Source organism: Acinetobacter sp. ACIN00229, from assembly GCF_016106645.1.
Classification (GTDB): domain Bacteria; phylum Pseudomonadota; class Gammaproteobacteria; order Pseudomonadales; family Moraxellaceae; genus Acinetobacter; species Acinetobacter oleivorans.
In genome coordinates this window covers 96,828-109,097 of the sequence record NZ_JADWOM010000016.1, presented here as the reverse complement: position 1 = coordinate 109,097, position 12,270 = coordinate 96,828, and the positions used below count along the sequence as shown (strand labels likewise).

Here is a 12,270-nt window from a genome sequence, read left to right as displayed (position 1 = left end):
ATTTATTTTATCAAAATTAATTATTATATTCCTATATATATAACTTTATAAAATTCCTAACATGACAGCTCTAATCGCTGCTGAAATTTTATTATTCACATTTAACTTCTGCATTGAATTACAGAGATGAAAATTTACTGTTCTTTCAGTTACCCCGAGAATCTGAGCAATCTCTGCTGACGTTTTTCCTTCCGCAGTCCAACGTAGAACCTCTTTTTCCCGATTCGTTAAATAAAGATTAAACTGAGCAAATTCTGTTTCATTCACAATTTTAGCAATACTGGAATGTACTGTCTGAGATAGCCAAAACATATTGGTATATTGAGCTTTCTGCTCTTTTTCTGATAATTGGTCAGTGGACCTTGCTAGTGTTAGCATTCCCCTTGTACCAATAAAGTCACGGCTTGACTGTGCCCAACCGACGTTTAAACCATAAGAACGCGCCTCCTCCCAAAAATCTTTTTGAGATTGTGTGTTTGCAGATTGGCTCGACCAGACAAGAGGTTGAAGTGATAGCATACAATGCTGTACCGTTGGATCCACCCTGACATATTGCTGTTTAACATAACGCTTCTGCCATGCTTCGGGATAATTATTCAACATAATCGTTTTTGGTTCAGCAATAGATAACGGCGACTGCATACCATAAGCACAATAATCAAATCCAAGCTTTGAAGCTGTAGATTTGACTACCTCAAATAGCTGATATTCATTTTTTACCATCAGAGATGCTGATAGTAGATCTTCTTGCCAATTTTCCATTTACTCTCATTAAACCTCATGCATAAATCATTTTTATTTAGTTGCATATAGTGAATTCATAATCCAATTAACAACATTTTTGAGCCTGAGAGGGTGGTAAATTTTCCGGATAAACTGGTTTCAGAAAGCTTTTTAAGGTTGTTATATTGCACATGCGAATTATGCTTGAAAGCCTCAAATTTACAGGATGCATTTTATTCCAAAAATGAGTATTTTTTATTTTCAAAAGGAGCCCATTATTTCTTCTTTTTTGTATATTTCTATTAATTTAACTAAAGAATAACGTCTATTATTGATACTAGCATTATAAATTTTTATTTATTATTTAATGAAACGCATAATAATGATAATGATTTCTAAAATAAGATTTTAATAATAGTATAAATATTATCTACAATACATATGAAAAACTTAAACTGTTGATAATCTTGAAACAAGCAACTCTCATATTGAAGCTATAGATGGGTCAATTTCCGCGTAAGTAAAACTCCCTACCTGAAGTACTTTCTAAAGAACAGCTTAACGTTGTGTATCACCAGATTACGGCTAACCTGTAAAACTTAACAGTATTTTGTTGGCAATAATTTATGTTATTTATCTATAGAACTGTAATTCAAGTCACTTGAATAGGTAGCATGGTCACAATCCCCCCTGATTTTTCAATCTCAACAGATGGTTTTATTCGGATGAATGAAATCCAGCTTATGAGTTACCCCCTCCAACACCTCATATCTATTGTTGAAACTACACAAATTGAAGACTCTCGAATTCTATATTGTGGGTTTACTGAATGGGCAACATCACGGAGCCCAGCTTTAAGTACCGGATGGGACTGGGAATTTATTGAGAACAATGGAATTGCTAGCTTAAAACGAATTGGGCTACCTCGAAGCAATATCATGATTGTTGATTTATCGGGTACAGATATTGGATTTGAGGTTACTGAAACATTAATCGAAAAAAAAATAGATTCTTTGTTTTGGGAACAGTTCATTTATGCTCAAATCAATACAACGCAAACAAAGACTAAACTAAGTCCAAATTTCTCGTAGAAACCTGTAAATTCTTACAGTTACCACCTTTTCAGCTGTCGAGTAAAGTCGCCTGAAAAATAAGTGGAAGCACTTGTAATGAATGTTATTGCTGGATTCCAAAACAATTTTTCAGAAGTCCTATATACCAAATTTAAAAGTTACCGCTACAAGGTATTTGTTGAACATTTGGGTTGGGAGTTGAACTGTCCAAATAATGAAGAACTAGATCAATTTGATAAAATCGATACAGCTTACGTCGTCGCTCAAGATAGAGAATCCAATATTATTGGCTGTGCCAGACTACTACCCACGACTCAGCCCTATTTACTGGGTGAAATATTTCCTCAATTAATGAATGGAATGCCTATTCCTTGCTCACCAGAAATTTGGGAATTATCAAGATTTTCAGCCGTAGATTTCTCAAATCCGCCGACCTCTGCTAATCAAGCAGTGTCATCCCCAGTCTCTATTGCAATTCTGCAAGAAGCGATCAACTTTGCAAGAAAACAAGGTGCAAAACAACTCATTACGACCTCACCTCTTGGGGTAGAGCGGTTATTACGTGCCGCGGGTTTTCGCGCCCATCGTGCCGGACCGCCAATGGTTATCGATGGATATGCCATGTTTGCATGCTTGATTGAAGTTTAGTTTGCTAAATCAAAGTCTAAGATATTGGTGACATAGCAAAGATGAAGGTCTTAAGCCCGAATCTCGTTTCACTAGCTCAATTTTAAAAGCCCTAGTCAAAAGATTAGGGCTTTTCTTTATTTGAAGATTCAAACTGAATATTAAGACTGCTCAGTAATTTTGGTTTTCAAATTTAATTCTGATTTCTTATGGTAAGCCTCATCAGTTTTAGTCTGCCAATCACGTGGCATAAACGAAGTCGATATGATCGCAACGATAGCCATAGATCCAATATAAATCATAATTAAATAAGGATTACCCTGCCCAATACTTAAAAGTTTGGTCGCAATTAACGGCGCTAAACCACCACCAAGCACCCCAGCCAACTGTACCGAAATTGAGATTCCGCTATATCGAATTTCTGCCGGAAATTGACGGGCAAAAAGCTGAGCTTGTGGTGCGTACATAATTGGAAAGACCACGCCAATTGCTAAAACAATTGCGGTCCAGACTAATACTGGGTCTTTTGTGTTGAGCATGGTGAAAAATGGATAGCAGTAAAGTGCCAATATGCATAAACCAAACATGAACATATTGCGTTGACCGACTTTATCTGACAAATGTCCACATAATGGTGTCATAAATAGAATGACTATTGCACCGCAAATGGTAGCAAACAAAATGTCTTGGCGTGCGATCCCAAGTTGTGCAGTGGTATAAGCCAATGTAAAAGTTGAAGCAATATAGAACCACGCATTCTCGGCAGCGCGAGCCAAAATAATGGTGATGAGTTGCTTTGGATGGTTTTTAAAAACTTGTAAGGCAGGAACTTTGACTTCTTCTGACTGCTGTTTTACTTTTTCAAAATCTGGTGACTCTGGTACTTTCACCCGAATGTACCAACCTACTGCGAGTAAAATAATGCTGGCAAGAAATGGTAAACGCCACCCCCAGCTAAACAGTGCTTGTTCAGGTAATAACGACACTAGTCCTAGTGCAATTGAGGCTAGCATTAAACCGCCACCTGTACTGGCTTGAGGTAAACTTCCCCAGAAGCCTTTACCGCCTTCGGGTGCATGTTCAACGGCCATAAGCACAGCACCGCCCCATTCACCGCCCATTGCCATCCCTTGAATGAATCGTAAGACAACCAAACAAATTGCAGCCCAGTAACCAATTGATTCGTAAGTCGGTAATAAGCCAATCAGTACGGTTGGGATCCCCATGAGCATCAAGGTCAGTAGCAACATCGATTTACGGCCAATCTTGTCACCAAAGTGACCAAAGACTAAGCCGCCTAATGGTCTCCCAATAAACCCAACGGCATAGGTGGCAAATGCAGCGAGCACGCCAGTAAGGGCATCTAGATTTGGGAAAAATAATTTATTAAAAATGAGCGCTGCTGCCGCACCGTAAATAAAAAAGTCATACCACTCAATGGTAGTGCCGACCATGCTTGAGATGCCTGCTAATCGATGTGACGACTTTTTAGTATTTGAACCGTTTCCATGTACTGTTTGCATCGTAATATCCTTTTTAGATTTTCTTGTTCTATCTTTTTTATGCTTATGACCAGCCCTGACCATAAGCATTTTCAGGTCTCGCTTTATCTCCTTAAGCTTTTTATGTTTTTGTAATGCGATTTAGCTCAATTTTTCTAAAATTGGCTCAAATTTCGAATTACGTTCTTGCCACTGTGGTTGTTTGTCTTTATCGACAATGAGAGCACGGACACCTTCAATAAAGTCACCATGGTCAAACCAGATATCCTGTAAATCACGTTCAAGCTGCATACACTGCGGTAAAGAAAGCCCACGGCCTAAATGTTGCAGTTTCAAACTGGTTTGTTTGGCTATAAATGAGCGCTGTTGTAAAATACTAAGCATCTTACTTGCCCAAGCTTTTAAGCTTTCATCTTGTTCATTTTCAAGACTTTGCTCGATTTCATCTAAATGCTGATATCCGAAGTGTTTACGAATACCTTCTGCCAACTGTTTGAGCTCACTTTCAGCAGGACGAGTAATAAATCGGGTAATGATGTGTTCAATTCCCTCTTTGCTTAAACTTGGCGCTTCAACGAGAGCATCTTGCAAAGCTTGTAACTGCTCGCTTGGCACATGGTAGTCAATTAAATCGAGGTAAAGCGCATCACTACTGCTGATCTGCTCACCCGTAATGGCCATATAAACACCAATATCATCAAGACGAGACAAGAAATGCGTTGCACCAACGTCTGGGAAAAAGCCAATCGCTGTTTCAGGCATAGCAAATCTGGACTTTTCACTGCTCACCACAATGTGACAAGCTTGTGCCAAGCCAAAACCGCCACCTAATACATAGCCATCAAGCATAACAATGACTGGCTTTGCATATTCACGCAGTACATTCAACATTTTATATTCGGCACTAAAATAGCCTTTATAGTCGGCCGTGCCATTTTTATAACTGTCGTAGAGATAGCGGATATCACCACCTGCACAAAAAGCTTTTGGGCTATTTGATTTGATTAAGATTGCCTGAACAGCAGCATCATTTCGCCACAGTTCCAATTGGGCACCAATACTTTTAATCATATCTAGCGACAATGCATTGAGATGAGTCACACGGTCTAAGGTAATCACGCCAAGCTTACCTTGTCGCTCAATCATTAAGTGATTTTCTGTATTCATTTTATTGATCTCTTATTGATTTTTAAAATTTGGCTTTCGTTTTTCAACGAATGCCTGCATTCCTTCTTTTTGGTCAAATGTTGCAAATATTGAATGGAACATACGTCTTTCAAAACGCAAGCCTTCAGTAAGGTTTACTTCAAAAGCTCGATTGATGGTTTCTTTAAGCATCATGTTTGCAGTTAAAGAGCGTGCCGCAATTTTTTCAGCTGCTTGCAAGGTTTGTTCAAGTAATTCTTCTTTGCTAAACACACGTGCAACTAAACCACTTTGTTCTGCTTCTACAGCGCCCATTTGACGAGCGGTAAAACACATTTCCATTGCTTTGGCTTTACCAATGGCATGGGTTAAGCGTTGTGTGCCACCAATACCCGGAATTACCCCTAAGGTGACTTCAGGTAAGCCAAACTTGGCGTTGTCAGCACAATAAATAAAGTCACACATAAGTGCCAATTCACAGCCACCACCTAACGCATAGCCACTCACTGCTGCAATTAGAGGTTTACGGCGCTGTGCAATACGGTCTGCAAGATGGAAAAAGTCATCAAAATAAATATCAGGAAATGCTAAATCAGCCATTTCTTTAATGTCTGCGCCTGCGGCAAAAGCTTTTTCAGAACCAGCCAATACGATGCAACCAATTTCGCGGTCTTTTTCGAGCTGATCTAATGCCTGATTAATTTCACTAATTAATTCGCTATTTAAAGCATTGAGCGCTTGAGGGCGATTTAATGTAATCAGTCCAACCCCATTACGCTTTTCTAATAAAATACTTTGCCACTGCATTATTTATTCCTTGTTCTGATTTTATAGACTACGTGCAATCACTAACCGCTGGATATCACTTGTGCCTTCGTAAATTTGACAAATACGCGCATCACGATAAATACGTTCAATTGGAAAATCTCTGAGATAGCCATAGCCACCAAACACTTGTAGCGCACTTGAGCACACACGCTCAGTCATTTCTGAAGCAAATAACTTGGCCATTGAAGCTTCGTTGAGACACGGTTGACCTGCTTCTTTTAAACGCGCAGCGTAGTGAACCAGTTGTCTCGCTGCCTCAATTTCAGTTGCCATGCTGGCAAGGCGAAAAGCGATGGTTTGATGCTCAAAAATTGGTTTTCCAAAAGTAATACGCTCTTTGGCATAACGAGTCGCTTCTTCGAGTGCCGCACGTGCTAAACCGACTGCCTGCGCAGCAATACCAATACGACCACCTTCTAAATTGGCAAGAGCGATTTTCAAGCCCTCACCTTCTTTGCCAAGCATCAGGCTTTTATGAATGCGCACATCGGTCAGGGCAATCTGACACGTATCTGAAGCATGCAGACCGAGTTTTTCTTCAACACGAATCACTTCATAACCCGGAGTTTCACGTGGGACTAAAAATGCACTAATGCCCTTTTTACCCGCGCTCGGATCAGTCACTGCAAACACAATAATGACACCCGCATTATCACCCGAGGTAATAAACTGCTTGGCACCATTTAAAATGTAATCATCGCCATCTTTCACCGCTCGGGTTTTAAGAGCTGCCGCATCTGAGCCAGTATGTGGTTCGGTTAAAGCAAAAGCACCGATCATTTCACCTTGTGCCAGAGGTTTTAAAAAACGCTCTTTTTGCTCATCGGTACCAAATTTTAAAATAGGCACACAGCCAACCGAGTTATGTACACTCATGATGGTTGAGGTTGCGCCATCTGCTGCCGCAACTTCTTCGAGGGCCAGTACATAGGCTAAGTTACCCGTGTCTGAACCGCCCCATTGCTCTGAAACAAGCATACCCATAAAACCGAGTTGCCCCATTTGAGATAGAGTTTCTTTTGGGAATGTCCCATCTCGATCCCAATCGCTGGCATGAGGCTTAATTTGTTCTTGGGCGAAACTTTTCGCCATGTCACGGATAAGTAATTGTTCTTCGGTAAATTGCATTGTTATTTCCTTTACCCTGCTTTAGCTTGTTGTTTAGCAATTTCTTGATTACGCAATAAAAAGCGCTGAATTTTACCACTTGGAGTTTTAGGTAATTCACTCACAAATTCAACTAAACGTGGGTACGCATGTGCAGAAAGTCGTCTTTTAACAAATTGGCTGAGTTGTTCAGCAAGTGCATCAGAAGGTTGAGCATCCGTAGCTAAAATTACAAATGCCTTAACCACTTCGGTACGGTCTGGGTCAGGCACACCAATCACTGCAGCCTCAACTACTGCATCATGTTCAAGCAAAGCACTTTCTACATCGAATGGCCCAATCCGATAACCCGATGTGGTGATTACATCATCACTGCGCCCTACAAAGCTCATGCTGCCATCGGCATGTAACTCGGCAGTATCACCAGTTAAATAGTAATGACCCACAAAAGGCGATTTTCGGCTTTCTTTATAGCCGCCGAACCACATCATTGGAGACTGGCTAATGTCGACTGCTAAAATTCCCGGTGTATCTGGCGGAAGTTCTTCACCTTGTTCATTGACAATCGCAACACGATAGCCCGGACTTGGGAAACCTGCTGAACCAGCATGAATCTCATGTTTTAAACCATGGTGATTACACACCACCATGCCTACTTCAGTTTGCCCATAGTGATCATAAATCGGAGCATCAAGCACTTGTTTAAACCAGCGAATCACTTCTGGGTTAAGCGGCTCGCCTGCGCTGCTCACAACACGGAACTGCCCTCTTAACGGCGCCATTTGTGCTGGATCAGCTGCCATCATCATGCGGTAAGCAGTCGGAGCACCTGCTAAGTTGTTGATTTTATAATCTTTCACAATTTGGCATAGGCTATCTGTACTAAAACCACCTTCATAGAACAAAGTAGCGTGACCTAAGAATAACGGCCCAGTAATCGCATAGTACAGACCATACGCCCAACCCGGATCGGCAATATTCCAGAATGAATCTTCTTCGGTTAAACCAATGGCATCTTGCATATATCGACCAAAGGCAATCAGTGCTTTTAAAGGCACTTCCAATGGTTTGGCAGGACCTGTAGTACCTGAAGTAAACATGAGCAAGAAAGGATCTTGGATGCTACGCATGACCAGATCACATTGATCTGACTGCTGCTTCACTTCATTCCAAAAGTTAAAATCGCCTGCTTTAAGCGGAGTACCTTGTGTATCGGCCACCGTCACAATTGCAGGGCAATTTTCAATTTCATCAAGCTTGCTACGGTTACCTACATCGGTCACCACCAGCTTACTTTGTGCAAGCTGAATACGGTGCTCAATCGCTTTTGGGCCAAATGCAGTAAAGAGTGGTTGATAGACTGCACCAATTCGCCAAGCTGCAAAAATCGTCACGATCAATTCAGGTGTTCTTGGTAATAGACCTGAAATACGGTCACCCGCTTTCACACCTTGTGATTTTAAAAAGTTAGCAAACTGACTCGACCATTCTTTTAGTTCACGGAAGGTATATTGCTCTTTTCGTCCGTCTTTTCCTTGCCAATACAGCGCAATTTTGTCCCCATCTGCATGTCGATCACAGCATTCATAACAAGCATTTAAGGCATCAAGTGAACCTGATAACATGTGTTTTGCAGTACTTTTCAAATCGAAAGCCTGTGCAGCATTTTGATAATCCATCATATCTTTTCCCTCAGTCCGGATTTGTTGTTATTCACGACAGGGTTTAATGTGTTTAAAGCCATCCTTTGGCTTTACCGTTATGCCTCTTGTGGCAGGTATTGCTGAATAATGCTCGAAAAATCGAGATTGGCATTCCCGCGCATGCACATTTGCTGATAGAGCTGCTGTACCATGCCACCTAATACAACTGGCTGTTTGACTTGGCCCGCAGCCTCTACAGCGAGTCCTAAATCTTTTAGCATCAGCTGAGTCGCAAAGCCGTCTTGGTAACCTCGAGATGCTGGCGCATTTTCGTTAATATGCGGCCATGGGTTACACACATCCGAGCTCCAGCAACGACCGCTTGAGGTGTTAATGACGCCTGCCAATGCTTGTGGGTCGATGCCTAGCTTTACACCGAGTGCCATACCTTCGGCAACAGCAGCCATTGAAATACCTAAAATCAGGTTGTTGCAGATTTTGGCAATTTGACCTGCGCCAACATCACCACAATGAACAATATTTTTGCCCATGTGGCTAAGTATAGGTTTCACTTCGTTAAAAGTTTGATCATCGGCACCTACCATAAAGGTTAGAGTTCCTGCTTGGGCACCAATGGTTCCACCTGAAACGGGTGCATCACAGATTTTAATATTTTTGCTTTGCGCAACAGCGGCAATGTCTTTAATGGTTTGTGGGTCAATGGTACTGCTATCAATGCATAAGCTACCTGCTTTTAGCACTTCCAATACACCATTTTCACCCAAGTAAACTTCTTTAACATGCTTGGCCGCAGGCAGCATGCTAATGACCACATCAGCTTGTTTTGCTGCTGCCTGCGGGCTGTCGCAGACCACACCACCGGCCTCGGCGAAGTGCTGAATAGCAACTTCACTGAGGTCATATCCATAAACATTGAGTCCGGCTTTAAGTAGGTTATGGGCCATTCTGCCGCCCATATTCCCTAGACCGATAAAGGCGATATTCATCCGTGATCCCCTTAACGTAAACTAATGGTTGTATTTACACCGCCAACTTCATGGCTATCTTCAAACCAGCGACTGGTAATGGTTTTGGTTTGGGTATAGAACTGCACAGCTTGTTTGCCGTATGGTCCCAAATCACCCAGTTTTGAACCTCTTGAACCGGTAAAACTAAAGAAAGGCACTGGCACAGGAATTGGAATGTTGATACCAACTTGACCAACATCAATTAAGTTTTGGAAAGTACGCGCAATCGCGCCACTTTGTGTGAATAGACCTACACCGTTACCAAATGGGTTGGCATTGATTAAAGCAATCGCTTCCTCAAGAGTGTCTACACAAATAATGGAAAGTACAGGGCCAAAGACTTCTTCTTTATAAATACGCATGTCGGTATTTACGCCGCTAAAAATCGTTGCACCTACAAAGTTGCCCGATTCATAGCCTTGAACTTGAACATCACGGCCATCGAGTAGCAACTCTGCCCCTTGCTCAACACCGCTATTAATTAAATCAAGCACACGCGCTTTAGCACGTTTTGAAATGACTGGGCCAATGTCAGTATTTGGCTCATGGCCTGCGTTTACTTTTAAGGTTTTCGCTTTTTCAACTAACTCTTGAATCCACTGTTTACTTTCACCCACCATTACCGCAACCGACAATGCCATACAGCGTTGCCCCGCTGCACCAAATGCTGCACCGACCAAGGCATTTAAGGTTTGCTCTTTATTGGCATCTGGCATAATAGCCACATGGTTTTTTGCGCCCATCATCGACTGCACGCGTTTACCATGTTGCCCTGCAAGGTTATAAACATGTGTGCCAACAGCAGTTGAGCCCACAAATGAAATCGCTTTAATATCTTTATGGGTACACAAACGGTCAACCACTTCTTTACCGCCATGCACAACGTTGAGCACACCTGCTGGAACACCTGCTTGAATCGCAAGCTCAACCAGCATCATGGTTGATAACGGATCTTGTTCTGATGGTTTTAAGACAAATGTATTGCCACACACGATTGCCATTGGGAACATCCAAAGTGGAATCATGGCAGGGAAGTTAAACGGCGTAATACCCGCACAGACACCCAAAGGTTGCTGCAAGGTATACGTGTCTACACCACGCGCAACACCTTCAACATATTCACCCATTTGCAAAGTGCCGATCGAACAAGCATGTTCAACCACTTCTAAACCACGTTGAATATCACCTTCTGCGTCGGCCAAGGTTTTGCCTTGTTCAGCCGTTAATACTTGTGCAATTTCTTTCATGTTGGCACGGATCAAGTCTTGTAACTTAAGCATGATGCGCATACGTGCCTGAATTGGGGTTTGACGCCAAGAAGCAAAAGCATCTTGTGCAGCTTGAATAGCAGCGTCAACTTCTTGAACCGTTGCAAATGGTACACGACCAATCACTTCCTGAGTCGCAGGGTTAACAATGTCTTGCCATTCCTGTGTTTCAGATTCGATAAAATTTCCGTTAATGAGTAATTTAGCGGTTTCCAATTCGATTTTTTGGATTGTGTTCATAACCTCTCCGTAGGCCATATTTTTATTGTGTTCAATTATTAGAAAATACTTTTTGATTGTATTTTCTTTATTCCAGTTTCAATTGAGACTAGCAAAGAAAACTTTGACCACCAACGGAAATTCATGCACGATTGTTGTGCAAATATGCACAAGGATTACAACAAAAATGAAAGTGGATTGGGATCATCTACATTTTTTTCTGGTTTTAGCTCGGACTAAAACATTGACCAACGCTGCGCGGATCATTGGTGTCGAGCACAGTACAGTAGCTAGACGGATTCAGGCACTAGAACTTGCTTTGGGTACAACGCTGTTTAAGCGTGAAGCGACTGGTTATGAGTTGACACTCGAAGGTATGGCACTTGTTCCTCGAGTTGAGCAAATGGAACAAGCTTTCTTACAAATTGAGAAACCACATCAACCTTTGCAAGGTCGTGTGCGAATTGGCACACCTGAAGGTTTTGGCACTGCGTTTTTAGCCCGTTTACTGGCTGAGTTCTCGATTCAATATCCACTGCTCACCATCGATCTGATTCCAGTGCCGAAAATGATTAAACTCTCACACCGTGAAGCAGACATTGTGGTGTCAATTGATCGTCCAACGTCTGGACCCTACATCATTACGCGGTTATCAGACTACTGCTTAAAAATTTATGGCAGCCAAAACTATCTAGCGCAAAACCCACCCATTCGTGGTTTAGAAGATTTAACCCAACACCGCTTTGTGAACTATATTGATGATCTGGTCTATAGCCCTGAGTTGTACTGTTTAGAACGGTTACCCTTAAAGCTTAACGCGAACTTCCGTAGCAGCAGTATTTTAGCCCAACAAATTGCGGTGAGTGCTGGTGCAGGACTTGCGATTTTGCCCAAGTTTTTAGCAGATGATAAACCAGAACTAGACGTCGTTTTAGAGCAGCAAGTTCGCTTTACTCATACCTTCTGGATGCTGACTTTTGTTGATTTACAACATGAACCACGCATTAAACTCGTCTGGGACTATTTGCGTAAACAAGCCGATAAATATCAGCATTTGTTGGTTGATTAGAGAGTGTAAATAAAAAAGCCAATCACGGATGATTGGC

Annotated in this window: 11 protein-coding genes; 3 read left to right on the top strand and 8 right to left on the bottom strand. The window is 41.7% G+C overall.

Annotation, left to right across the window (positions count from 1 at the left end):
- Nucleotides 1–45: 45 nt before the first annotated feature.
- Nucleotides 46–762 carry a LuxR family transcriptional regulator AbaR gene (gene abaR, locus I7H67_RS15135; RefSeq protein WP_107882155.1) on the bottom strand — a complete coding sequence of 239 codons (717 nt, stop codon included), beginning with the start codon at nucleotides 760–762 and terminating at the stop codon, nucleotides 46–48.
- A 635-nt stretch (nucleotides 763–1,397) separates the two neighbouring features.
- Here abaR and I7H67_RS15130 point away from each other — a divergent pair.
- Nucleotides 1,398–1,814, top strand: coding sequence for a DUF4902 domain-containing protein (locus tag I7H67_RS15130; protein WP_198308204.1), 417 nt, complete (start codon nucleotides 1,398–1,400; stop codon nucleotides 1,812–1,814).
- A 63-nt stretch (nucleotides 1,815–1,877) separates the two neighbouring features.
- Nucleotides 1,878–2,444, top strand: a complete 567-nt coding sequence (gene abaI / locus I7H67_RS15125) for an acyl-homoserine-lactone synthase AbaI (protein WP_080632436.1) — start codon at nucleotides 1,878–1,880, stop codon at nucleotides 2,442–2,444.
- 140 nt (nucleotides 2,445–2,584) lie between these two features.
- Here abaI and I7H67_RS15120 read toward each other — a convergent pair whose 3' ends face one another.
- From I7H67_RS15120 to I7H67_RS15090, 7 genes are all read right to left on the bottom strand, one after another.
- Entirely contained in the window at nucleotides 2,585–3,946 is a 1,362-nt protein-coding gene (locus tag I7H67_RS15120) for an MFS transporter (RefSeq protein WP_151828301.1), read from the bottom strand.
- A 120-nt stretch (nucleotides 3,947–4,066) separates the two neighbouring features.
- On the bottom strand, nucleotides 4,067–5,092 hold the full coding sequence (locus tag I7H67_RS15115; RefSeq protein WP_198308203.1) for an enoyl-CoA hydratase/isomerase family protein: 1,026 nt from the start codon (nucleotides 5,090–5,092) through the stop codon (nucleotides 4,067–4,069).
- Nucleotides 5,093–5,104: 12 nt separating this feature from the next.
- Nucleotides 5,105–5,878 carry an enoyl-CoA hydratase gene (locus I7H67_RS15110; protein WP_005309095.1) on the bottom strand — a complete coding sequence of 258 codons (774 nt, stop codon included), beginning with the start codon at nucleotides 5,876–5,878 and terminating at the stop codon, nucleotides 5,105–5,107.
- 21 nt (nucleotides 5,879–5,899) lie between these two features.
- A complete protein-coding gene (locus I7H67_RS15105) occupies nucleotides 5,900–7,027 on the bottom strand; it encodes an acyl-CoA dehydrogenase family protein (protein ID WP_107882160.1) in 1,128 nt (375 codons plus the stop codon).
- Between the two features lie 11 nt (nucleotides 7,028–7,038).
- A complete protein-coding gene (locus I7H67_RS15100; RefSeq protein ID WP_198308202.1) occupies nucleotides 7,039–8,688 on the bottom strand; it encodes an AMP-binding protein in 1,650 nt (549 codons plus the stop codon).
- A gap of 77 nt (nucleotides 8,689–8,765) precedes the next feature.
- A complete protein-coding gene (gene mmsB, locus I7H67_RS15095) occupies nucleotides 8,766–9,656 on the bottom strand; it encodes a 3-hydroxyisobutyrate dehydrogenase (protein ID WP_198308201.1) in 891 nt (296 codons plus the stop codon).
- 11 nt (nucleotides 9,657–9,667) lie between these two features.
- On the bottom strand, nucleotides 9,668–11,185 hold the full coding sequence (locus I7H67_RS15090; RefSeq protein ID WP_198308200.1) for a CoA-acylating methylmalonate-semialdehyde dehydrogenase: 1,518 nt from the start codon (nucleotides 11,183–11,185) through the stop codon (nucleotides 9,668–9,670).
- Nucleotides 11,186–11,351: 166 nt separating this feature from the next.
- Here I7H67_RS15090 and I7H67_RS15085 point away from each other — a divergent pair, with 166 nt between their 5' ends.
- The gene (locus tag I7H67_RS15085; protein ID WP_004640467.1) at nucleotides 11,352–12,233 is read left to right on the top strand and encodes a LysR family transcriptional regulator; all 882 of its coding nucleotides are present in this window, start codon (nucleotides 11,352–11,354) and stop codon (nucleotides 12,231–12,233) included.
- Nucleotides 12,234–12,270: the final 37 nt, after the last annotated feature.